This window comes from Candidatus Desulfosporosinus nitrosoreducens, assembly GCF_030954495.1.
Classification (GTDB): domain Bacteria; phylum Bacillota; class Desulfitobacteriia; order Desulfitobacteriales; family Desulfitobacteriaceae; genus Desulfosporosinus; species Desulfosporosinus nitrosoreducens.
Genome location: NZ_JAVHUW010000064.1, coordinates 83,607 through 108,344 on the forward strand (window position 1 = coordinate 83,607; position 24,738 = coordinate 108,344).

General features: G+C 43.8%; 20 protein-coding genes and 2 pseudogenes. 2 read left to right on the forward strand and 20 right to left on the reverse strand.

The annotated features are described in order from the left end of the window. Positions 1-256: 256 nt before the first annotated feature. The gene (locus tag REC12_RS16010; RefSeq protein ID WP_308896199.1) at positions 257-1,387 is read right to left on the reverse strand and encodes an aldo/keto reductase; all 1,131 of its coding nucleotides are present in this window, start codon (positions 1,385-1,387) and stop codon (positions 257-259) included. A 291-nt stretch (positions 1,388-1,678) separates the two neighbouring features. On the opposite strand from REC12_RS16010, the gene REC12_RS26525 reads away from it, so the two are divergent. Beyond that, entirely contained in the window at positions 1,679-2,188 is a 510-nt protein-coding gene (locus REC12_RS26525; protein WP_374214218.1) for a CBO0543 family protein, read from the forward strand. 1,086 nt (positions 2,189-3,274) lie between these two features. Here the strand turns inward: REC12_RS26525 and REC12_RS16015 are convergent. From REC12_RS16015 to caiT, 17 genes and pseudogenes are all read right to left on the reverse strand, one after another. Next, positions 3,275-3,862, reverse strand: a complete 588-nt coding sequence (locus REC12_RS16015; protein ID WP_308896201.1) for a hypothetical protein — start codon at positions 3,860-3,862, stop codon at positions 3,275-3,277. A 158-nt stretch (positions 3,863-4,020) separates the two neighbouring features. After that, positions 4,021-4,149 (reverse strand): annotated as a pseudogene (locus REC12_RS16020) (lipid II flippase family protein); the annotation flags it as partial. Positions 4,150-4,233: 84 nt separating this feature from the next. Then, positions 4,234-5,106, reverse strand: a complete 873-nt coding sequence (locus REC12_RS16025) for a dimethyl sulfoxide reductase anchor subunit family protein (RefSeq protein ID WP_308896203.1) — start codon at positions 5,104-5,106, stop codon at positions 4,234-4,236. Positions 5,107-5,150: 44 nt separating this feature from the next. Then, positions 5,151-5,702, reverse strand: coding sequence for a DMSO/selenate family reductase complex B subunit (locus REC12_RS16030; RefSeq protein ID WP_308896204.1), 552 nt, complete (start codon positions 5,700-5,702; stop codon positions 5,151-5,153). A gap of 14 nt (positions 5,703-5,716) precedes the next feature. Continuing rightward, positions 5,717-8,266 carry a molybdopterin-dependent oxidoreductase gene (locus REC12_RS16035; protein WP_308896206.1) on the reverse strand — a complete coding sequence of 850 codons (2,550 nt, stop codon included), beginning with the start codon at positions 8,264-8,266 and terminating at the stop codon, positions 5,717-5,719. A 482-nt stretch (positions 8,267-8,748) separates the two neighbouring features. Next, positions 8,749-9,471, reverse strand: a complete 723-nt coding sequence (locus REC12_RS16040; protein WP_308896208.1) for a FadR/GntR family transcriptional regulator — start codon at positions 9,469-9,471, stop codon at positions 8,749-8,751. 313 nt (positions 9,472-9,784) lie between these two features. Continuing rightward, positions 9,785-10,258, reverse strand: coding sequence for a flavodoxin (locus tag REC12_RS16045; protein WP_308896210.1), 474 nt, complete (start codon positions 10,256-10,258; stop codon positions 9,785-9,787). 12 nt (positions 10,259-10,270) lie between these two features. Further along, a complete protein-coding gene (locus REC12_RS16050; RefSeq protein WP_308896211.1) occupies positions 10,271-10,591 on the reverse strand; it encodes a carboxymuconolactone decarboxylase family protein in 321 nt (106 codons plus the stop codon). A 26-nt stretch (positions 10,592-10,617) separates the two neighbouring features. Further along, positions 10,618-11,022 (reverse strand): cupin domain-containing protein, encoded by a 405-nt coding sequence (locus REC12_RS16055; RefSeq protein WP_308896213.1) that lies wholly within the window; start codon positions 11,020-11,022, stop codon positions 10,618-10,620. A gap of 230 nt (positions 11,023-11,252) precedes the next feature. Continuing rightward, positions 11,253-11,942: a DUF1287 domain-containing protein gene (locus REC12_RS16060; RefSeq protein WP_510167177.1), complete on the reverse strand. Its 690-nt coding sequence runs from the start codon at positions 11,940-11,942 to the stop codon at positions 11,253-11,255. Between the two features lie 157 nt (positions 11,943-12,099). Further along, entirely contained in the window at positions 12,100-13,068 is a 969-nt protein-coding gene (locus tag REC12_RS16065; protein WP_308896215.1) for a LysR substrate-binding domain-containing protein, read from the reverse strand. A gap of 543 nt (positions 13,069-13,611) precedes the next feature. After that, a complete protein-coding gene (gene spo0A / locus REC12_RS16070) occupies positions 13,612-14,406 on the reverse strand; it encodes a sporulation transcription factor Spo0A (protein WP_308896217.1) in 795 nt (264 codons plus the stop codon). 332 nt (positions 14,407-14,738) lie between these two features. Beyond that, positions 14,739-15,572: a VanW family protein gene (locus REC12_RS16075; RefSeq protein ID WP_308896219.1), complete on the reverse strand. Its 834-nt coding sequence runs from the start codon at positions 15,570-15,572 to the stop codon at positions 14,739-14,741. Between the two features lie 324 nt (positions 15,573-15,896). Beyond that, the gene (locus REC12_RS16080; RefSeq protein WP_308896220.1) at positions 15,897-16,532 is read right to left on the reverse strand and encodes a cobalamin B12-binding domain-containing protein; all 636 of its coding nucleotides are present in this window, start codon (positions 16,530-16,532) and stop codon (positions 15,897-15,899) included. 101 nt (positions 16,533-16,633) lie between these two features. Next, positions 16,634-18,085: pseudogene (gene mttB / locus REC12_RS16085) on the reverse strand ([trimethylamine--corrinoid protein] Co-methyltransferase). A gap of 114 nt (positions 18,086-18,199) precedes the next feature. Further along, entirely contained in the window at positions 18,200-19,624 is a 1,425-nt protein-coding gene (locus REC12_RS16090) for a trimethylamine methyltransferase family protein (RefSeq protein WP_308896222.1), read from the reverse strand. A gap of 33 nt (positions 19,625-19,657) precedes the next feature. Further along, positions 19,658-21,247 (reverse strand): L-carnitine/gamma-butyrobetaine antiporter, encoded by a 1,590-nt coding sequence (gene caiT, locus REC12_RS16095; RefSeq protein ID WP_308896312.1) that lies wholly within the window; start codon positions 21,245-21,247, stop codon positions 19,658-19,660. A 385-nt stretch (positions 21,248-21,632) separates the two neighbouring features. Between caiT and REC12_RS16100 the strand changes: the two genes are divergently transcribed. Beyond that, entirely contained in the window at positions 21,633-23,027 is a 1,395-nt protein-coding gene (locus REC12_RS16100) for a sigma-54 interaction domain-containing protein (RefSeq protein ID WP_308896223.1), read from the forward strand. A gap of 118 nt (positions 23,028-23,145) precedes the next feature. Here the strand turns inward: REC12_RS16100 and REC12_RS16105 are convergent, their stop codons facing one another. After that, positions 23,146-23,919: an ABC transporter ATP-binding protein gene (locus REC12_RS16105; RefSeq protein WP_308896224.1), complete on the reverse strand. Its 774-nt coding sequence runs from the start codon at positions 23,917-23,919 to the stop codon at positions 23,146-23,148. Then, complete coding sequence (locus REC12_RS16110; protein WP_308896225.1) at positions 23,898-24,734, reverse strand: ABC transporter permease; 837 nt, start codon at positions 24,732-24,734, stop codon at positions 23,898-23,900. Before REC12_RS16110 ends, REC12_RS16105 begins: the two co-directional genes overlap by 22 nt. Positions 24,735-24,738: the final 4 nt, after the last annotated feature.

The following is a 24,738-nucleotide window of genomic DNA, read 5'->3' on the forward strand; positions in this document are numbered from 1 at the left end:
GTTATTTGTTCGATACATTTATGTATGTTTAAACACATTCCTGCAAATTTTCGAAAAATTTGCTACCTTTAATATGAATCCGGAAAATAAGCAAATTAAAACTCCAGACAAAAAAATCACCCCCTGCGTCTGGTCTAAAACGCGGGGGGTGTCACTGTCTGGAAAACCCGCATGAGCGGGTTAGGTCACTATTCAGGTTAATCTTAAGAATATTGAGAAGTCAGGCAGTCAATTATTTTGACCCGGGATAGCCCGCTTACCTTTTGGGTGGGTAAGCAGTGCTCATGAATTCAGAGTGAACCTTTTCCAATAATTCGGGTATTTCCAGCGCCTGAGGGCATTGGCCTGTACAGATTCCACAGGACACACATTGATCCGCACCGGAACCCGCAGGTACTAAGCTGCTTTGATAGACTGCAGTGTCGATCACGTGTGCTTTCATAAGCTGCTGACTGTTGTAAAGCTTAAAGATTTCAGGAATTGCTACTCCTTGGGGACAGGGCATACAGTACCTGCAACCGGTACAGCCAATGCTCTTTTTGGCTTCATACGCCTCACGAATCTTGACAATCAAATTCAGGTCTGCTTCTGACATAACATTAGGAGCCGCTTGTTCAAAAATCTTCAGATTATCCTTTAGCTGCTGCAAAGAGCTTGTACCGCTTAAAATCACAGACACTTCAGGCATGTTGTACAGCCATCTAAAACACCACTCTACCAGCGATCGCTTTTCAGAATAGTGATCCAATAAATCCTGCGCCTCCTGGGGAACAGTATTTAAGATATAGCCTCCTCTAAGGGGTTCCATGATAACTGCCGCCAAGCCCTTATTGGCCGCATATTTTAGACCCTCAACCCCAACTTGTTGCTTCACATCCAGTATATTAAGCTGAATTTGGGCCATCTCCCAATCATAGGCGTCGACAATTTCCTTAAATGCCTCTAAAGTATTGTGAATAGAAAAAGCTTTATGGGCTATTTTCCCTTTTTCCAGCATTTTATCTAAGAAAGTAAAGCCATCAAATTGTTTAACCTTCTCCCAATTGCTGTGATTCATATTGTGCAGAAGATAGACATCAATATGATCCGTGCCCAGGCGCACCAATTCTTCGTCTAAATATTTTTCGAAATCTTCATGTTTCGTTATATTCCAAATAGGGCTTTTCGTCGCTAAATAAATTTTGTTCCGATAACCGTCTTTTAAAGCCTTTCCTGTTATAACCTCACTGTCTTTATAAACAAAGGCAGTATCAAGATAATTCACCCCATTGTCAATGGCATAACGCACCATTGCAATGGCTTCTTTTTCAGCAGCTGGAAATCGCATACAGCCAAGTCCGAATCTGGAGACTTTCATCCCCGTTTTGCCATATTGCACATATTCCATGCACTTCACCTTCTTTCCATGATTTCTTTGGGGAGGGGTTTTTAAACCGGAGTTTTCCAAAACGCCTCTGCACAATTCCTATTGTATATTTTCGAGTACACTCGAAGTCAATAGCATCCGCGGATAATCAAGGCAACAAAGTAAAATGTTTTCACACAGCTGCCTAAAATGCCGAACTGGACCTTAGATCCTCTCTGCATATAATTAGAAACAAAAAGACAAAATGACTAAAGACATAAATAATAACTATTTGAGGTTTGAAAAATGCCGGATTATCATGTTCTCCTAGCAATGGCTTCCGTGATCATTACCTGGAAATGGGGAGATTGGCGAAACTGGAAACAATATTACTCGACAATTTTGTATCTAATAATCGGGGACCTATCTTGTGTTTTGCTGACAACAAATAAAACCCTCTGGCAATTTGAATCGCCGACTATCAGCAATGATTTTTCCGAATTTCTGATTGCTTTTATATGTTTCCCCTGTACATGTCTTGTTTTTTTTGCCCTTTACGCGAAAGTTCAAAGCTACCGAAAAACAGTATATATTTCTCTCTTCTTCCTCTTTTGCGCCACATTATACACTTCCATTGAGTGGCTTTCATTTAAGCTGGGGTTCATTACTTACCATAACGGCTGGAGCCTTTACTGGTCCTTTGGCCTTAATTTTATAATGTTCCCACTTCTTTTACTGCATTACAAAAAGTCACTTTTAGTTTGGCCTCTATCTCTTATTTTAGCAGCTGCAATGATATACTGGTTTGATTTGCCCTTTAATATGTTTAACGTAATCAAGTAATTAGTCCAACGGAACAGCCCTAGAAAACAGGCTGTCTTTGCTGATTTAACTTTAGCTATGAGTTTATCGCAGTCAGAGAACTTCTCAAGGAGACTCAAGCATGAATTCAACATTTTGGACAAATACAATATGGTTCCTCTTACTATTTATCACCAGCATTTTTACTAATATTTTAATCCTGCACAAAACTAAGAAGGTTAAATTTACCATTACCTTTCTTTTTTCTATCATCGGCTTTTCATTCTTACTAGAAGCAATTTTAGTGCTGGGCTTACATGCCTACAGTTATTATCCTAAATTATTCAGGGATTCTTACCTGGACATAATTTTTGGAAATTACTTTTCGCAAATATCAGTGTCTTCAACCGCCTTATTCCTGGCTGTTTACGATCTTTCATATATTTGGTACTGCATTTTTAGTTTAATCTATTTCATATTGGATATTCTCTTTGTCAAACTAGGGATCTATGAACATTTCTGGTATAAATCTATCTATACGATTTTTGGCTTCATTATTTTCTCGCTGATAATCAGAAAATGGTATAAACTAATCAAATACTCCAACAAAGGTCTGGTTCATTATTTTTCACTTTACTTTAGCGTTGCTTCAGTCAGTACGTTTACCATTTTTCTCAGTCAACGATTATTGGGCATACAGCTCTTACAGAGCAAACTATTTTTTACGGACATGAACAAAAACAACACATCCTCCGGATTTGTTTACCAATTTATTATCATTAACTTTTTTATATTTTTATATAAAGCCAAACTAAACCGGCTTATAAAAACATTAGCTTTATCCTGTTTGTTTTTTGCTCAATATTTAGTGTATAAAGCAGGTTATATTTATATCCACAACGGCTTGTTTTTCCTAGTTACATCCATTGATTTGTTTGGCTGTTATTTTTGGGTCGCCCTCTTTGACAAATTGCTGTCAAAACAAACAACTACTTAATACCATAACTAATCTCAACTTCTCTGCTTTCAGTGATTAACCAAGCAATTATCATAAGCACTTAATTAATTCAATAATGCCTTTTTAGCCGAATGTTTCCGTACTCAAAAGAGTGCCTAATAACAGGCTATTTAAGGACTTGTAGTTATTTTTATATTTTCCTCAGACACTTCAACCTTGTCTATCTTCCAAGTTCCTTTCTCTTTTTTAACCAGCAGCGTGTAAGTTGTACTGAAAGGCGTTCCTTGGCTAATTCTAGTTTTCTTACTGTTCTTTTTGTTAAGTTCTTTAAAGTATTTGTCATCGGCATTGAGCAGAGAGGTCATTATCTTATAAACCACCTCAGCTTGTTCCCGGTCCGCGCTGAAAATAATCGAAAGGAATTCACAATTTTCATATTTGGACTTGATTTTGTTCTCTTTGAACAGTTTTATCGTGCTTTGCTCATCATTGTTCTTGATAAGCTCTATCAGATAGTCAACTGTGTAAAAATAATACTCTGCCCTGCCGTCCAAATGTTCAAAATCCCGTTCAGTTAAGGCTTGCGCAAAATTCCTGGCCAGCTCTTTTACTGTTTCTTCCTCTGAAGTAGCCATAATATTCTCCTCCTCCTTGTCGACTGGTTCGTAGTTGTCATTGATACTTCTATCCGGAGCAGGAGCAGGCTGAGATTCTTGGATTACAGTCAAGAACTTTTTTATAATATCCATCTTACTCATGTTTCTCCCTCTTTCACAGTCCTTAAATTAATTCAAGCTTATATAGCCTATGAACAAAGAGAGATCCCGGCAACTTGGACAAAATCGGCTTTTTAATTTTAATAGAAAAGGTCTCAAGGGAAAATTCTAGGCGTCTACTGACAATGCCTGGTTCATGCATAGGATCTTTTCCCTCTCAAGGCTTGGTCGGTTATCATTGCCGACTTAGGGTCAATGAGCGACCTAAGTAAAATTGAAGCAAGTCTGTTGATCATTCCTGATAAAGCCACAACTGCCAGTCTGTGTTCAACTGATCTGACATGAATTTTGATTTTCAGCAAAACAAAAGGCTTCCAGAAATTAGCTCCGGAAGCCTTTTGCTTAATTATTCGTTAATTTAACCCTATCATTATTGAAACCGCAGACCCGTAGAAAACATAACGACCAATGAACTCTCCCATAAAAATCAGAACCAGTGCCCCATAAACCCAATTTTGAAAAGCCGTCTTTTTCCCTATTTGTCTGATCGCGTAAAAGAGGAGTCCTGCTCCGACCAGAGATATTAGACCTCTCAAGATCAGGAGGAAAACATAACTTCCGGTTAGAAGCTGGGACGAGGCCTGAGCCGCTGCATCCCCGTTGGCCAGACCGTTAATATAGACAGGCAGATAGACAAGAGGAAGAATTACGGCAGCGCCGGCAATTATATTTACCTTCTTTAGTTGAGCTATCACTGAAGAGGAAACTTCAGTTCCTTTTGACGCATAGGCAATCATGGCCGCGGCACCTAAACTGCCCAAGGCGAGCATGGCCCCGTAAAAGGCAATATAGGTATTAACATTCGTCCAAGCCGGGCGCACGGAATGGCTATAAATATTAACCATACTAAAAACAGCCGCTAACCCGATTAAGGAAGTGATCCAGCCCAAGGCACTCGCGTTGTTTTTTTGGTAGCTCCTGTAGCTTGCAAACCAAAAAACTAAAAAGCCGCCTGCCGTTAAAATTTCCCGGCTGAGCCAGGATGAAGCTAAATTAAGAATGGAACGGTATGCTCCCGAAGGTGTTCCTAAATGAAACAGGGAAAAGATCAAGGACAATACCATCAGCACTCCCACCGCTTTAAAACCGGGGTTTGTCAATTTCACGGCCATGGGAGCATCTTGCTTTGTCAAAAAAGCGCGCACAAAGACAAGGATGATAAAACTGCCAATGGCCAATTGGCTGATAAGGGTAAACATCATTAAAGGCCATTCTTCAGCAAACATCTTAAATTGGCCCCCCTTTCGTCACTTAAAAAAAGTCTTTTGCTCTACTTCAGCGCTTCTTTGTTTGCTTTAATGGTAAGCGATGGATGAGTCATCGTTGAAGAAGGTAAAGGTTTAATATCCGCCAGAGCCCCATACTTCTTACGCAGTTCCTCAATATCGCCAAATTGGAGCGCTCTCATCTGACAGGCGGCGACACATGCCGGTTCTTCGCCTTTATCCAGCAAATCCGCACAGAAGGTGCATTTCCCCACCTTACCCAACTTTTCGATATACTGAGGCTCACCATAAGGGCAAGACCAGGTGCAGAGACGGCAGCCGATGCATTTATCGGGATCATGCATAACAATACCGTCTTTTTCACGTTTATATAACGCCCCCGTCGGACAGTTTGGAGCACACTTAGGTTGAGCACAGTGATTGCAGGCAATAGAGAGGTTATATTCCCAGGGATTGGGGAATTTTCCGCCTTCAAAACTATAAACTTTGCGGAAAAGAGTCCCGGCATCTAAATTATTTTTATCCTTGCAGGCAATCTGACAAACTTTACACCCGCTGCATACGGTCATGTCATAATAAAATCCGAGCTGCGCCATTTTTCTTCACATCCTTAGAAAATGATTCGTTGAGGCCATTTGACATCAGGGTCCAAGGGCTTGGCATATTTCTCAAGCTTAACATTACAGGAATTGAATCCGGTGTGTCCCTGCCCTGTAGGAATGTGTCCGTCAAGTATTCCGGTACAACCGGCTTTATCCACTCCGGCCTGCTCATCCATTTCTATCCAGGCCCCTTCTCCCAAAGCGACAACACCCGGCATGATGCGTTCTGTAACCATAGCGGGGCGAATAACCGAGCCGTGGCGGCTGCTTACTTTAACGATGTCATTATTTTTGATTCCCATTTTTTCAGCATCATTTGTATTTATTCTAAGTTCCTGGGGAAAAGCTTCCCGCAGCCAGGGCACATTGTCCAGCGTAGAGTGGGAACGCCTGAAATAATGGATAGTAATCACTTGGAAAGGATAGCCATTCTTGGCGCCATCCTCATACCCTTCACGCGGAGGATCATACTTCGGTATAGGAGACTTTGTCGTAAAGCCAACCTTTTCGATAGCCTTGGCCAGAGAATCGCAATAGATTTCAAATTTTCCGCTCGGAGTCGCCAATTTTTTCCCGGCCGGATCTGCCCGGAAATCCACGAAGCTCGTGAATTCCAACTTATCTCCGGGCGATCTGGGGACTTGGTAAATTCCTTTTTCCTTGAATTCCTTATACGATATACGCCCTGTCTGAGGAGCTCCCTGAGCCCCAAGCTCCTTGATATCGTCAGCCGTCAACGTGACTAACTTCTCATAACCCGAGCCGTCAGTTTTCATGACCATTGCCCCGGCAATTTGGTTGTAGAGGGCTTGTGCTTCAGAAATAGGGTTAACGATCTTAGGATCTACTCCGAGACGTTTAGCCAATTCCGTAGCAATCCACATGTCGCTTTTTGCTTCAAACAATGGTTTCATAATCTGACGATAATAGATGAGGATTTCACGGTTTCCGGTCAATAAGCCGCCAAGACTTTCCCACTGAGAGATAACAGGCAAAACAACGTCAGAGTATCTGGCATCTGTAGTCAAAAATAAATTTTGAGCAAGAGAGAATTCCACTTTGCGGTGCGCTTCAATTCCCAGAGTAGCGCCCGCTCTCTGATTGATGGTGTGCCCAAACCAGTCCCAAATCATCTGGATATTGACATCTTTTACGTTCCCTTTACTTTCCGTGTACTTGCCGTGCAGAACCGCACTCCACATTTCTCCGCTGTTAATACTGCTCTTCAAGGGGTTTTTAACTGTCGGGATACCATTGTTGCCCGGCTTAACTAAAGCCGGCCCGGCGTTGGTCGAAGAATTGTGCATATTTGGACTAACTCCCGCACCCGGAATCCCAACATTGCCTGTCATTAAACCTAAGGTTATCATGGCATGCGGCAAATGCTCGCCATTATTAATTCGGGCCGGGGCGCCGCCGGAAATGATCGCGGCAGGTTTGGTCGTCGCATACTCTTGGGCAAACTCACGAATGGTCTCGGCACTTAAGCCGCAAATTTGAGAAGCCCATTCAGGCGTCTTAGGTGTTCCATCGTAAGTACCTAAGAGATAATCTTTAAAATTATCTTTAGGATCTGCTCCTTCCGGCATATGATCGGCATCAAAGCCCAGGCAGCAATTGTCCAGGAACTTTTGATCCAATAAATTATTCGTCAAGATATGATAGGCCATCCCCAAAATAAGGGTTGTATCCGTAGCAGGCCGAATCGGCAGCCACTTATCCGCTAGGACTCTGGCCGACTCCGAATATAAAGGATCAATAACGATAAATTTCGCTCCCGCTTTTTTAGCCTGCAAATAGTTGAAGGTGGGAAGTCCTTGACTGGACTGAGCGGGATTGGCGCCCCAAAGAATAATCAGCTTGGACTGGCGCAATCTGAAGCGATCGTTTCCCGACGCTGCTCCGGTATCGGCAATTCCCGTTACCTGCTGCCAAACGACAGGCCATGCTCCCCAGGAAACACTCCCCCAGCGCTCGGTGCATCCTCCATAGGCATTGAGCACCCGAAGGGGTTCCAAACCGCCGCCCGAACCGCCGACCGGCGCGAAAATGCTCACATTCCCATATTTTCCCTTAATACGTTTAATTTCACTTGCCACGATATCCAAAGCTTCATCCCAGGAAATGCGCACCCATTCATCGTTACCCCGAAGCTCTTTTTTACCGCCCCCGGGTTCCCAATTTTTTCTCTTCATCGGATACTTAAGGCGATCTGCTCCCATGACCATTTTTCGATGGGAACGGCCGCGGGCACATCCTCTTTGCTGCGGATAATCCGGGCTGTCTTGATGTGTATCATCCGTTTTTTGACGAATTGCCACACCTTCCACGACATAGGCCTTATTTAGGCAGCGTCCGCCGCAGTTATGCCAGCAAGCGGCGGTAATCCACTCTCCTTGTTCATTGGCCAACTCTGCCGCCCTGTCCGAATCTACTTTTTGCAACCCGCAACCTGGTAAGGTTACCGCTGCTACGGCTCCAACTGCCAAGGTTGCTGTTGCACCGAGAAAAGACCTTCTACTCATGACATAGTTTCTAGCTTTCTCGATTAAACTCATAGTTTCACCCCCACGAATTGTAGAAAAACTAATAATATTTCTAAAAGCTCCTTAAGAGCTATTAGCCTGGAATTAGGTACGCCCACTTAAGCATTTGCCGTTCCCGGATAATTCTGGGCGCAGAACCTGAAGTACCGCCTCATAGGCTGGGCGAACCCTTTTTCGAAAACAGGCTTGGAGAAAATTTAGGTGGTTGATCGAATTTGCTTTTGTGCTTTTTTTATCATATTCGGTAAAGCTAATCATTAGCCAATCATCAATTAAACGATCTGCAAATTTTAGGGAGAGAAAAATTTATCGCGGTTAAAATTAGCTTTAAACGGTCCACTTTAAGGGATTTTAAAAAGATGTTAGTAGTTAGTTGTCATACAACTAACTACTAACATCTTATCATTACGCCTTTTTTCGTGTCAATATAACTTTTAAATCAATTTATCGACAAATAGAAAAAAGCCCCAATGATTTCGCAATATTTCCAATCATTAGAGCTGATTATTTTTCTTACTAAACATAGCCAATTTGGCATTGATCATAGCAAGATAGGCTTTTAAAGCTAGGGCGGCATCGCGATTTTTTAAACCCTGAACGATATTAAAATGTTCATCGTCTTCAATGGCCTTTGGTATGCCGTCAACTTCCCAGCTTTCTTTTACAGTTAATTGATAGTGAACAAATAATAGATCGCGCAGATTGTCAAAGATGCTAATGAACATACTGTTCTTGGACATGTCAAAAAGGCATTTATGAAATTGAATGTCCAGATAAAAGTACTCCTCCAGATCCGATTTTTCAGACGCCAGGCACATTTGTAAATAGGTACCTTCAAGTTTTTGAATTTCCTCATCACTAGTCCGTTCAACTGCCAGGCGGATGACTTCGCTTTCCAAAGCCTTTCTAAATTCCAGGATTTCAATCTGGTTTTTAGGCTGCATAATAATGGGGACAAGTTCTCTTAAATAGGCTCCGGGCGTGAACTCTTTGACATACGTACCTTCGCCTACTTTTGCTTCGAGTAAACCCAAAGTAATCATTTTTTTTAGGGCTACTCTTACGGATACCCGACTAATACCGAATAACGAAGCCAGTTGATGTTCTGAAGGAATCTTATCCCCCGGGACCCAGTCACCCTTGATGATTTTATCCAATAATTGGTTATACACAAGTTCCGATACACTGTCTCTGCAGATTTTCGTTATATTTTCCATATCCACCTTACCTAAAATCGAAGTAATATCCTTCATTTAGACGTAATTATAATAGCATTGAATTCCCTTCTATTCAACAAACACCTCCAGAAAATAATCCAGCAGAAGACATTTGGCCTGAGCTCAGGTTAGAGCGGATCTTCTAAATAAAGTCATGGTCAAAGCACCTGCTCTCAGACAGCAGACGAGGGGAACGCCCATATGGACATAGCAATTAGCCCCGGCAATCCCCGGAAAAGTATAAAAATGGAATTCAACTTCGGGCCGCATTGACCTGAAGTTGAATTCCATTTTTATTCTTGTTTTCTGTAATTCAGATAATTATTTTCAGCCAATCTTTTATCTTTGATTCCGGGGTGCGTAACCTGTCTTCATCAAACTTAATATCTAATCCGGTTTTTATAACAGCTCCCGCACAGGCTTCTTTTAAGTCCTTAAAGGTGTGTCCAAGCCAACCACCGTTGGTAACAAAAGGATAAATTGTCTTGCCGGTCAAATCGTTCTGTGAAAGGACTGTTCTGACTGCCGGGGCAAACGTGTACCACCAGACAGGGGTTCCCAGAACAATCCGGTTATAAGCCGCAATATTTGCTTTAAAATGCTTGATTTCCGGCATAAAACCACTTTCTACTTCCTGCTTCCCCTGCTTTACAACCGAATTATAATCGTCGCTGTAGGGCTTTACGGTTTCGATTTCTTCTAAATCGCCGCCAATCTCATTTTGAATCATCTGAGCGACGGTTCTGGTGTTGCCACCGTAAGAATAATATAAAATCAAGGTTTTCATCCCTATCCTCCATCAATCGGCATAGATTTCTTTCGCTATATAAAAAGCTGCCCAAGCCTTCGGCCATCCCCCATAGAAAGCAAGCTGCGTCAAAACTTCAATCATTTCTTCCTTTGTTACGCCATTCTCTTTAGCCCTTTGAATATGGCTTTGCAAAGAACTGTCCACAATCCCGCTTGCCACCAGGGCGGAAACGGTGATCAGACTTCTGTCTCTGGGAGAGAGCTGTTCCTCCCGCGACCAGACCTGGCCGAAGAGGACATCATCATTCAACTCTGCAAATTTTGGTGCGAAATTGCCCAAAATATCTCTTCCGGCTGTAACCTTCTTCATGGAACAATCCTCCCTATTGTATATTTTTACTTCAATTTGCTGTATGCTTCGTCGCTGACCGCTTCCAGCCATTCGTTAGAAGCACCTTTCGCCGGGACTTCAACGGCGAGATGGGCAAACCAACCGTCCGGCGCGGCGCCGTGCCAATGTTTAACCTCCGGCGGGATGTTGACGACATCGCCGGGGTGCAGTTCCTGCGCCGGTTTGCCCCATTCCTGATAATATCCCCGTCCGGCTGTCACTAATAAAATTTGCCCGCCTTGGTGATGGATATGCCAGTTGTTGCGGCAACCCGGTTCAAAGGTCACATTGCCAATCGTCACGCCTGTTGTGGACAGCATATTCAGGTAGCTTTGTCCGACAAAATATTTTGCATAGGCCTCATTCTTTTCCCCGGTGGGGAACACGCTTGAAAACTTTTCCCTCATCATTTAAACCCTTCCTTTCCGCTCATTTGTGAGTACATACTTTTGAAAACTCATTTTTCTTCTCCTTGACTGAAGAATTGTATGCTGGCTATTACAAGGCAAATACGAGCTTGCTTAAAGTATGCAACTTAAAGCTAACTTTAAGTCAATACCTTTCCTGAAAAAAAGTAAATAAACGCTAAAGCAGCCAAGGGATGTCTGCCTGAAAGCGGCACACACCCCTTGGCTGCTTATCAATCGAGCTTAGGAAAGCGAAAATGTCCGGTAATTTTCGAAGGCCAACTTTGCAGCTGGTCCGTCTCACTGGGCGTGGGACCCGCATTATGCAAGATATAGGGCACACCGTCTTGACGGCGTTTATCCGAAATGATAGCAATATGCTCGTGGGGGATGTCAAAGGTGACGATGTCCCCTGGCTGCCACTGGTAAAGATTTTCAACGTCACCGGGCTTTATATCCTTAGTCAGCTCCATACCGTTCCTTCGCAAAAAGACAATTAGGTTAGGAACCCGCCGGAAATCGATGTTTGGATCGGGACTGCCCGCTACCCGAGGATATTTTGCGGAGTTTTCGCGGATGTCTTTGTCAACCAAGGCCTTTAAATCATAGCCCGCATCCCGCATCGCCCTCCAGACTACGTCCGTACACACCCCTTCATTGTCCGGCGGATAGCCTCCCTGATAATAGGCACTGCGGTACCGGGGCTTTCTTTTGACTTCCGCCCTTGCCCCGTTAACAATATCTTGCAAATCATTAACACCGTCGTTATCTTTATCGCTTGAACAAGAAATATTGGGGATATGTACAGACTGTCCGAAGGGCAGCTTATCTCCCCAATTCAAGCGGCCAATACCGGCTCCTATGCCTAAAGCTAAAACAATTAAGCTTACAAGGATAATGCTTCGTTTGTAAAACCTTTTCAGACTCTCCACCCCGCTGCCCTAAAATAACTAAATAATAAAGAAGGCAGTCATAGTTTATTATGACTACCTTAACTCCATTCCACATCTGTCCCTTATTTCCTGCCCTTGAACACAGCTCCATAAAATATTCAGCAGCCCTCATGAGCCTTTAACAAACTTATTTTGAGGTTAGCAAATGCAGCTTATTGGCTGATTTGTCTAATTCATAAAAATCTCTGCTTAGAATGTCCTCAATTAATTTATGATCGTGGAGTAAGCCGATTAATACGCTTTCCTCTTTGCTCTGAGCAACATGAGCATCTGTGAGGATATTCAAATCCTGATAAAGGGGGGCATCTTGAATTTTTAAGAGTTTAAAGATGTGCTGTTCGCTTTCCTTAGTCACCGTTAGGGAGGAGATAATGGTAATTCCCAGCCCAGCCGCAACAACTTGCTTGATGGCGTGGGTACTTCCCAATTCCATACTTATCGTCAATTGATCAGGGTCCAGCCCTTTCTCCCTCAGCGCGTTCTCTATGGCTTCGCGGGGTCCGGAGCCTTCCTCCCTTGTCACGAGACGTTCATGAGAAAGTTCTTCCAAGCTAATGCTTTTCCTTGCTGCCCAAGGGTGGAAATAAGGAACCACCACGACTAGCTCATCCTGCCAAAAACTTTCTACGTTAAGACCATTATGTTCATAGACTGATCCTTCGACTAGGCCAATATGTATTTTTCTTTCGATGAGATCTTGAGAAATAGACTCCGTATTGGCGATCTTTACTTTAAACTCAACGTCAGGATAAGTTTTGAACAAAAACGCTAAAATATTGGGAAGAATATATTCTCCAATGGTTAAAGCTGAACTGAGGTAAATCACTTTTTTGTGGTCTTTAACCAGGGCGTTTATCTGTTCTTTGGCTCTTGCCAGAATATTGAGAGCCTTGCGAACATGCTCATAAAAGATTTCTCCTTCTTTAGTCAGTGTGACTCCTTTATTAGTGCGGTCAAAAAAGCGTGCACCAAATTCATTTTCCAGATTCTGAATCTGCAAGGTTATACTGGGTTGACTCATGTGGAGTTTCTTCGCCGCTAAGGTTATGTTTTTAGTTTCGGCCACCTCTTTAAAGACTTGCAAGTATTGTTCCATTTAAAGTGCTTCTCCTTTCCAAGCCCCTTTCTATTATTTTAAAAAGGGCTTTCATCATCTTGAAACAAAAGCTTCCCTATAACGAGTATTTTTCCGAATGGATTTGTCTTTAAGCAACCATTTTGGAGTTTTTAGAGCTGTTTACAGTGTTTCACAAAGGTAGTCCTTCCCAGAACACTAAATTGTCATGTGCAGAATTAAAAAAAGTCCTAGATATCAATCTAAAACTTTTGATTCTTTCCCGCTATATTGAAGAGACAATAAAAAAAACTCGGTTTGTACCGAGCTTGCAAAAGCCAAAGCCGTTAGCTTCACTTATGCTGACAAGAAAGTATTAGTAAGACAGGCAACTAAATGCTAACAGCGCCTTACCACAGTTTTTGGTGAAATTGAATGTCCGGATAAAAGTACTCCTGAGGAGCAAAACCTTGTCTACCCATTTCTTAACCTGCTTTTGCTAACTGATCTTTTTAATAGTTCAATCGCTTGATCAGCGGAGGATACCCACCACTCAGGTTCAAAAGCAAATCTTGCCTGGTTAATTTACATTCTTAACTTTTCAGCCACCATAGCAATAAATTCCGAGCTGGTAGGCTTACCGCGCTCAGTGTTGATGCTGTAGCCAAAAAACTTATTAATAAAGTCTATGTTGCCACGGTCCCAGGCTAATTCAATGGCGTGCCGGATTGCTCGCTCCGCCCGAGTGGGAGTAGTTTGGTATTTATCAGCTATCAAAGGGTAAAGCTCTTTGGTTACGGCGCCTATTAGAGAAACCTCCTGGATGACACTGACGATCGCATCACGCAAATATTGATAGCCTTTTACATGGGCGGGGACACCCATTTGATAAATCACCTTTGTTACTTCTTCCTCTAAATTTTTGACGGTGCTTTTGGCGGGCATATCGACAGCTTGAGCAATTGTACTTTGGGGGGAGCTCATGCCAAATGAACTGATATACATAGGTTCATCGCCTAACTGCCGAATTCGTTTACCCAAGGTATCGAGGTCAAAAGGCTTTAACATATAATAATCAGCCCCCAGAGAAACGATTCGCTGAATTATTGCTTCCTGACCAAAAGCCGACAAGACAATAACACGAGGCCGTTGTTTCTCAAACTGCAGCTTTTCTAACACGCCTATGCCATCCAAGTGAGGCATAATTATATCCAACACTAATACGTCCGGCAGCTCACGGTAAATGACTTCCAAGGCTTCATTGCCGTGATAAGCGACACCAAGCAATTGCATATCATCTTGACTTTGAAGGTAAGATTTCAATACTTCGATTAACTCCCGGTTATCATCTGCTATTACTATTCGTATTGGCTTGTTCATCTGTAAGGTCCCCTTTATCTTATGTTCTTATAAACTTTTTCACAAGCCTTAACTAAGAAAAACTTATTGCCTAAAATTCTTGACCAATTAGACTCAGGTTATCTAACAACTAAACTTTTAAAGGCCAGACAATTATAAATTACTATAACCTAAAAGTATTGGAATTCCCTTTAATTATACTCTATTATTCGACTTTTTTCATTTATTTCTTGTCTGAATATTAGCTGCTGATTCCTATTTTACGTTTTGTTTCAGAGTATTCTTTTATGTCCAGGCTTAATTTATAAAGGTCTGAATTTTTTATCTTTACTCTTTTCGCTGTAAAAGGATTGCTATTTAACTTTTTCCAGCAAAGGCTCATACATCATAATCGCATGGTTTTCAGTAATGAAATCATCGCTTATTTCACAATCCTTTTGGTCGAACATCTTGCGCTTAATTACGTTATGGCGCATGTACCCTCCCCACCATTCATGGCTGATTGAGTGCTCGCTTTCATACACCTTATACTTAAAGGGGTAGGGCTGAGTGGAGCGCCATTCACCTTCCAGTTCCTGATCTCCAACCTTAACTTTCAGTTGATAGACCTGCTGAGTATCATTTTGGATCTGAAGATCAACATAATTATAGACAACAGTCGCACCGCTCCCGAAAGGTTGTGTCCGCTTGGAATCCGGGAAGACATCGTGGGTATGCCTCCAGCGCTCCGTGACTGTTAACGGGGTGTGAAGAGTCAGCCAATAGATAAGATTGGAAAGCTGGCAAAGTCCACCGCCAATCCCATCGCTAAAGCCCCCGTTGATCAAGATCATTCCTCTCTTAAAGCCTTTGCGCTTCGTTGGCTTTCCCACAATTCGCCAGAAAGAAAAGGTTTCTCCCGGATTCAAGAGTATTCCGTTAAGCTTTTCACAAGCAAGTTTGAGATTGTTAACCTTGTTTTCCTGCAGCCACATCTCTACGTTGCGCAGCTGTCGATACAAAGGTGTTTTATGGGAGGTCACAAGAACCGGCAGTTCTTCCGCCTGATTGCCGGTTGCGTATGGTTTTAAGCGTTTGCATCGCCATTGAATGTGGCGAAGAAACGTAAAATATAGTTTTCCTAAAAACATACGCAGATTAGAACGAGTTCTTGGTCTTGCAGAGTGAAATTTGCCTCTCGGTCTCATTGAGAATCTCCTCCGACGCCGGAAATAAGACTATAATAGAATCAACTTCCGACTCCTCATGTCAATACTCTGTTCCTTGCTTAGCAACATCTTGCTTAATCTCCATCACTCAAGCATTCTACACCTTTGGAGAATATTCCTCCGCCAAGCACAGGCAATTAAAAATTAAATGCCGGAACGCTCAAAACGTTCCGGCATTTAATGACGTTTATGGTGTATTAATCACTTAAGCAAGCTTTTAGAAAGGCAAGTAAGATGATACATAATAAAATAGTAATTGTTAATTTCATTTAAAACATCTTTCCTGTCTTCTTAAATAGGGCTTTACTGAGCAAATAAGCTTTTACAAAGCTCGGTGGCCGAAGCGGCATCAGGCGCATAACCATCGGCTCCGATTGTCTGGGCGAAGGCTTGCGAGACAGGTGCTCCTCCTATAATAATTTTAATCTTATCACGCAGGCCCATCTCTTCTAATGCTTGAATGACCTCCTTCATTTTGGGCATTGTCGTTGTCAGCAGCGCTGACATCGCTAAAATATCCGGTTTATGCTTCTCTATGGCAGCAATAAAATCATCAGCGGAGACGTCTACCCCGAGATCAATGACTTCCAAGCCGCCGCTTTCCATCATCATGCTGACAAGATTCTTTCCGATATCGTGCAGGTCCCCTTTGACCGTACCGATAATTATTTTGCAGGAGCTTTCGGCATCGGAGTCTGCCAGCAGAGGACGAACAATTTCCAGGCCGGCGTTCATGCTGCGGGCACACATCAGCACCTCCGGAACATACATATCGCCAACTTTAAAACGTTGTCCCACGACATTCATCCCCGCGATAAGTCCCTGGTTAATAATATCCACCGGAGCATTCCCGGAGGCAATAAACTCCCGAACCTGATTTTTGACTTGCTCCTCGTTGCCGGCTATAACACTTTCAGCAAGTTTGGCATAATTCTCCATAGAGTAGTAATCCCTCCCTTACGCAGATCAATTCTTAATTTATTTAGTTGCTTAAAGCCTGACAATAAAATTCAGGCCCCGGATAGTTGCTATAGAAATAACTATAATTTGGCAACTCCGTATTCTTTCTCCGTTTCTTCCACGATCCCTCTCAAAGCTGCCTGCACGCTTTCCGGCAGGAATGCGGGCTTATAGGTTTCCAAGATGGAAATTGCTTCCTCATAGGCCCGGTCCGTAAAACTTTTAGCACCGTACTCCAGCCACGTTTCCCGCATGCGCCGATCAATAACCAGGCTGCGGGATTGTGAGCGCATATTCTTTAAAGTGTGTTCTTCGCTGAGGAAGTTGCCGGCGGTACCTACCTTTTTGACAACATCCACGGCTAAGGTTTCGTCAGAGACGCTGATCCCATTAACTACTTTTTTAATCATTTTGGCCATCTCATTGTCCATTACCATTTGGGCATAATCGAAGGTAATTCCCAGTTCCAGCATGCCTGCTCCGTATATCAGGTTGGCGCCTGCCAACGCTGTCAACATTGCTGTGATGGTAAATTCATGAGAGGCCTGAGCGTCCGGAATTTTGCTGTCTACCTACCCGCCGGCCACCCAGCTCGGCAACAAGTAGTACTGAGCGAGTTTGGCAACCCCCGCGTTAATCATCGCCAGTTCCGGAGAACCAACAGGCGCCGTCGTAAAACGCAGGTCCATTATTGTTGTCGAGCTGCCGTAAAGCACCGGCGCGCCTTTGCGGGTAAGCTGACTTAAGACGATGCCACTTAAGACTTCGGCGTTATGAGTTAACAAAGTGCCCGCCAAAGTAATCGGTGAGGTGGCTCCGGACATGGCCATCGACAGTACATTAACGGCAATTCCCGCCCGCGCCCCCTCTATAATCACTTCGGCGCAATGGTCTACCAGCTGCAGAGGACTCGTCGGGCAGACATTGCAGGAGAAAATCGGACGTTCCCGCAGTTTATCCTCACCGCCTGCCACAAGGGCAGCCATTTGGAAAACCTTTTTAAAGTTCCTGCCGCCTTCAGTCCCTATAAAAACGTGTTTGGCAGTATTGTTGAAGATCACTTCGGCATTGTGCAATACTGCGGATTCCGGCGGAACATCATGGGGAGCAACAGGCCGCAGCACGGCGTCTATCTGATCCATGGCATCACAAAAGCGGGTAATATCGGCGACATCTTGTTTCGTTGTCGGCCTGTATTCCTTGGTTTTAGGATCAATGATAGATATTCCCTCGCCAAAATTGATAAAATGCACCCTTTTGCCATCTAAGACGATATCATGTTTCGGATCGCGACCGGCCAGCAAAATAGTGCTGGGAGCAGATTGGATGGCCTCTTCCACAATGTATTGGGGAATTTTAACGACCTTCTTCTTAAAGTCTACCGTTGCCCCTCCGGCGGCAAAAATCTCTAAAGCTTCCCGGCAAGGCACTTTAATTCCTGTATGCTCCAGAACATCAACGGTAGCACAATGAATGGCATACAACTCTTCCTCGGAAAAAGCATGGAGTCCAAAACCATCGACCTTGGACATGCCCGCAATGACATTCGTTCTCACAAGATCCACCTCGGCTTTTCTACAGAATCATTGATCAGGCTCGGAATTTTACCCTTGAGAGTATGGGATATTCGCATCTTTGCTTCCGAATTAAGCACTCTTGACTTTCTGAATATAAGTTTGCAGTTGTTTTTCAATCCCGGAATCCAATAAAGTAGCCGGCGCCTGACTGAGGATCTCTTTAAACTTCCGGTTAGCTCTCGTCACCACGTCTTCCGCTCCGGCTTTTTCCCAATCCGTATAAGAGTTCCAGTCGGAAATTGCGGGGGTCCAAATTTTGCGAAAATCCTTAAACGTTGACGGGTGGGTGAGATAACTGCCTTCATGCCCCACTTCCTGAATAATCCCGACCGAGAGGGCTTCCTCTGAAGTGTCGATCCCTTGGGCAATGCGCCTCACTCTCTGAATAAGTTCGACATCAATGACGAATTTCTCATAGGACGTTGTCATAATCGCATCCAGAACACCCAGGCATTGAACGGCCATATGGGCACCGCTTAAGCTGCCGAGCAAAATACTTTGCATCGTCTCGTACCCCGCTTGAGCGTCTAAGGCTTTGGAATGGGTGATGCCGCACATGGTCCGCGTCGGTAAATGATAAAAATCCAGTCCCATTTGCAGATTGGCGGTGTTGATGAGCATGGCCTCAGGGGCACCGGCCGCATAACTGGCTGCCTTCATGTAGGCCGTTGTCGAGGCCGTTGCATAAACTACCGGAGTGCCGGGGTTGACCAGCTGCATTAAGACTAAGCCGGCTAAAATTTCCGTGTTTTGCAATACCGCCGTGCCCAATAAAGAAATCGGGCCGCTGACTCCCGCCATAATGCAAGGTGCCAGCAAGATGACTTGATTGCGCTTAGCGAACTCCAGCATCGTTTCCAAAGTTTCCGGAGCATAACTTAAAGGGCTTAAAGAATTCACCAATACGGCGGCACAATGGTTATTCTGCAGAAATTGCTGTCCTCCAAAGCTGATGTCAACGAGATCCAATTGTTCGCGAACTTGCCTGGCATTGGCACAGAAACCTATCAAGGGCTTAGCGGAGTTTTTCAGAACCTGATACATCATGTGAAGGTGTTTATCCGCTATCGGAACGTCAGCCGGGTCCACCGGGATAGTTCCTGCCAGATCAACAGCGTCGCTGGCCTGGCAAAGCTTCTGGATATTGGCATAGTCTGCCAAGGTAGCTTCGCGGCGGCCATAATCCATATCCTGGATGAAAACCGGCCCGACATTCGGCTGAATTAAAAAGCCCTCGCCAACGGTTATGGAGTATTGCGGATCGCGCCCAACCATCCTGAAGGTTTGCGGCGCAAGGGACAAAGCCTGATTTACCAAGGAACTCGGGATGTAAACTGTTTTGTTGTCAACCCGTGCTCCATGCTTCCGGAAAATTTCCAACGCCTCTTCATTTAAAAACCTGACACCCGTTTCCCGTAAGATTTTAAGAGAGGCCTCGTGAACCTTAAAAAGATCCTCTCGGGATAAAACCTCTAATTTTGATTTGAGAACCATTTGCAGTACCTCCTGAAGTTCGTCTGTTCACAGTTATTGGACTTCTCTCACGCCCTTTGCCTGATCCATCCCCCCTATTATCGGTGTTGGGGTTGTTTTGCTTACCCCCCAAGTTTTGCGGATATCTTTAAAGAAGGAAATCAAAATCAGAATTGTAATGAAAAACATCGGCAAAGCACCAATGATCGTTGTGGTTTGAGCGGAACTTATACCACCGACATAGGCCAAGGCGATGGCGATGACCCCGAGAACAATAGACCAGAAGATCCGGTTCCACTTCGGCGGCTCTTCTTCCCCGGAGAGTTCCTTAGTGGTAACCATCGACAAGGTATAAGTGGCGCCATTTAAGAGGGTCTGCATGGAAATATAGCCGTAAACCAGGAGAATCGCCATCATGAACCCGCCTAAAGGCAGCTGCGTCCAGATTTCTACAATGGCCCTGCCTTGGCCGTACTTGGACATGATATCGGCGATCGGCACAGTACCCTTGGTGAATACGTACATCGAGAAATTGGAAAATACGGCAAAAAAGATCCAGCTCCCGGCAGTAGCAGCCGCTAAGGAACCAATAATATATTCTCTGACCGTTCGGCCTTTGGAAATCCTCCCTAAGAAGATGCCACATTGCAGAACCAGGGCCAAATACCAGGCCCAGTACCAAATTGTCCAGGCTTGAGGAACCCCGGATTTAAAATGAGGATCGGTATATAAGCTCATGCGGACAAAATTTTGCAGGAGCTGCCCGGCGGTATCCGTAAATGTATTAATGATATAAGACGTAGGACCAAGTAAAAGTATCACCGCCAGGATGCCAAAGCCGAAATAGACCCGAATGTCACTTAAGTAGCGAATCCCTTTCTTAAGTCCAGTATAGAGCAAAACGGCCATAAAAAGGGACCAGGATAAAATCAGCACGGCGTCAGACGACAGACTTTCGTTAATTCCCAAGACTTTGGTCAGCAAGCCGACAACGGTCGGGACATTAACCCCAATGCATGTTGTTACCCCTCCCACGAAACCGATGACAAACAAAGCATCAATCAACTTGCCCAGCCAGCCTTTGCTCAATTTTCCGCCAATTAAAGCTTCACAGGCCGTACTGGGGCGAACGTCGTCCTTTTTCTTGACAAAGAAGAAGTAAGCAAAAACCAAACCAAAAATTGTGTTCATAGCCCAGGCGGTAAATCCCCAGTGAAACATTGGGTAGGCCAAAGCCCAGGAATATGTTTCCGTGCTCATGGGTTTTAAACCAAAGGGAGGAGTTTGAATGTAATAAAAGAACTCGATTGAAGTCCAGGTTAAAACGCCTAAACCGGCAGTGGACGTAAAGATCATCCCTAACCAGGATAAAGTACTGAACTCAGGAGTTTCATTGCCTAATTTTTTCTTGGCATAGGGGCCAAAGGCAAAATAAAAGCAGAGCAGGAATAGAAAAAAAACATAAATCTCCAGAGTTCCTCCCATTTTGTCCGTTACAAGGTTAAAAGCCGATTTTAAACTGAGGGCCACATTTTTAGGCGTGCTCTGAAAAACCCAAATAACAAAGGCGGCTACAAAAATCAGCGGCGGGAAAAATACCCATGGTTCTACCTTTGACTTATTCTCCTTTGCAGTATTGATAATATCTCCCCCATTCTTACTAAGTGATAGCTAACTTCCAAACGATTTTCCAGCTTGAGACGCAGAGCTTCCTTGGGCTATTGTTAGGATTACTTGTTAATTGCATTTCTCACCTCCAATTCTTTAAAACTCATCTTGAGTTAAAACCTCTTATTATTGCTGTATTGCAATTTTGATACCATGTTTTAGTTAAATTTAAAACGTGACAATATTCGGCGAAACTAATTAAAAAACTTAAGTTTAAGTCATTTCGACTTAAACTTAAGTTTTTTAGACTTATTTCATAGAAGGAAAATTAGTTTTAAACAGCGAATAGTAAACTTAATTTAAAGCACAATTACGTCACGGCGTTCCCTTTTTAACAACTTATCAAAGGAGTTGTTTGGAATTGACGGATATTACCCCAAGTGATTTAACATGGGCTGACTTAAAAAATATCATGGACAATTCTTTTGATGAAATTTTTGTCGTCAATGCCGAGGGAACGGTTGTTTACGTAAATGAAGCCTGTGAACGACACTACGGCTTAAAGCCATCGAATGTTATCGGTAAATCCATCAATTATCTGATTAATGAAGGGTATTATTGGCCTCCCATCGCCCCTGTTGTCCTGCGCAAGAAAAAAAGACTTACTTTGGAACAGGAAACGAATATTGGCCGTAAACTTTTAGTTACCGCCACGCCGGTCTTTAACCGGAATAATCAGATTAGCTTTATCGTTATGAACAGCCGGGATATCACTCAGATTGAAGAACTAAAAGAAAGCCTCCAGAAAACCAGCAAATTAGTGGAACAGTATGAAAGCGAAGTAAGCGAGCTGCGGCAAAAGATGCCCTTTGAGGGCTATACTTCCCATAGTAAAGCCATGAAGCTCTGTTTGGAAACGGCCCGCAAGATTGCCCGGATTGATTCCACAATCCTGATTTTAGGTGAATCGGGAACAGGTAAAAATGTCCTGACTAAAACGATTCATTATTTAAGCAGCCGCAGAAACGGTCCTTTTCTCAGCATTAACTGCGCGGCTATTCCTGATCATTTAATTGAGTCGGAGTTATTCGGCTATTGCCGCGGCGCTTTCACCGGAGCGGATAAAGGCGGCAAAAAAGGCTTGGCCGAACTGGCCTCGGGAGGAACTTTATTTCTGGATGAGATTGGCGACATTCCCTATGCCACCCAAGCGAAGCTGCTGCAGCTAATTCAGGAACACCAGTTTATCCCTTTGGGCGGCAATTGTCCTAAGCTGGTTGATCTTAGAATAATTGCGGCTACTAATCGAAACTTAGCCCAATTAGTCCAAGAGCAGAAATTTCGCGAAGATCTTTACTATCGGCTCAACGTTTTTGAAATCGAAATTCCTCCCTTGCGGGAAAGGCAGGAAGACATCGTGCCTTTGCTCTACTATTTTTTAAATATGTTTGACTCCAAGTATAAAACTTCCCACCAATTCAGCCCCCATGCTTTAGACATTTTGTCCGGCTATGCCTGGCCGGGCAATGTCCGGGAAATGGAACATTTAGTGGAGCGCCTCGTTGTTACAATTTCGGAAATCACTATTGAGCCGGCACACCTGCCGCCAAAAATTCTGTCACCCCTGCAGCCAAGCTCAAATAGGGAAAACCTGTTTAGTGAGACACTGTCCCGAGGATTAAAAGCCGACGAAGAACGATTGATTATCCAGACTTACCAGGAATTAAAAAGCTCTTATAAAGTCGCGAATTCCCTCAAGATCAGCCAAAGCAAGGTGTCGCGGATCGTGCGCAAATATAATGCCGGCTTGAAATAAGCAAAAAAGTTACTCTGGATTCTCAGCAACCTGAGTTATCTGAAGTAACTTTTTTTGCATTGGGAAAAGTCACGCCGGATTCCGCCTTAACTTGCTCTCCATAGTTTACCCGCTGTCCTCAAAGGACTAATTCAGTTTCATTGGTAATTTGCTGTCTTAATTTAAGAAAGGCCAGATCTGTAAATTCCCTGGGGCGGGGAAGATCAACCTTGTAAATTTTATGCATTCTGCCCGGCAATTTCCCCTCCAGAACAATAATGCGGTCTCCCAGGTAAATCGCCTCGTCAATATTGTTGGTGACAAAACAAACCGTCTTCTTTTCAATTTCCCAGATCCTGGAGGTTTCTTGTTCCATTTGCATACGGGTTTGAGCGTCCAATTGGCCAAAAGGTTCATCCATCAGCAGGATTTCCGGGTCATTCGCCAAGGCCCGGGCAATGCCTACACGCTGCTTCATGCCGCCGCTTAACTGATGCGGAAAGGCCTTCTCAAAACCTCTCAGGCCAACCAGATCAATATAGTGATTCGTAATTTCTTTTCTCTCCTGTTTCTTCAGACCTTTTAATTTAGGACCCATTTCCACATTGCCAAAAACGGTTTTCCAGGGAAACACCATATAACGCTGAAATACGATCCCCACATGCCTGCCCGGCCCGGTCACTTCCTTATTTTCCACGAATATTTTGCCCGTCGTCGGTTTCTCCAAACCGGCGATCATTCTAAACAAGGTTGTCTTGCCCGATTGTCCGGGACCGAGGATTACGACAAACTCATTCTCACGAATGGTCAAATCCATTTTCTCCAGAACGGGCAGTTCCTTGCCCTGCTCGTAAAATGACTTGCTTACATTCTGACATTCGATCTTCACCTTTAATTCAGGTCTGTTTTCCATGGACAAATCCACCTTTCTAAATAGCTTAAGCCAGCTGAAATAGCAAAGGCGGTTAACGCAATAATTACCATGCCCGCAAAAATCATGGCCGTATCGTTTTGATTCATTCCGGCGATAATTATAAAACCAACGCCTTCTCTGGCCCCTACCATTTCTGCGGCCAGGACACTGCCCCAGGCCATACTTAAAGAGATTTGCAAACCGGCAAAAATAGTCGGAAAAGAAGCCGGAAACATGACTTTAATAATCTCGTCGCGCCGATTGCCGCCTAACATGCGGATAACATGATAAAGTTCCTCATCCACTACTCTAATTCCGTTATAACAGTTTATTATCAAAGGTACTAAGGCCCCGATTAAAATAATAAATACCTTGGAAGTTTCACTAATGCCAAACCAGAGAATGGCTAAAGAAATCCAGGAAATTGGCGGCATCGGCTTAAATAATTCAAAAACCGGCCTCACGATGGCGTTGGCTATGGGGCTAAAGCCCATTAATACGCCCAAAGGCACTCCGATGACCACGGCAATCCCAAAGGCTATAATTACCCGCCGAAAACTAATCCAAAGATGGCCGAAGATCGTATGTCCGGCCAGCTCGTCGCCGGACATTTTAACTAGCTCCTGAATTACCTGCAGCGGCCCGGAGATGCTTTGCCCATGATACCCGGTGATATGAACCAGCTGCCACAAGCCGAAAAATATCAGCAGGGAAATCAAATACAAAATTTTCTTGCTCCCCAACAAGGCGTGTATTGCCAATTTTTCGCCCTGATTTCCCCGCTGCCGGCGCGTACCGGTATTCTGCTCAATCATTTGC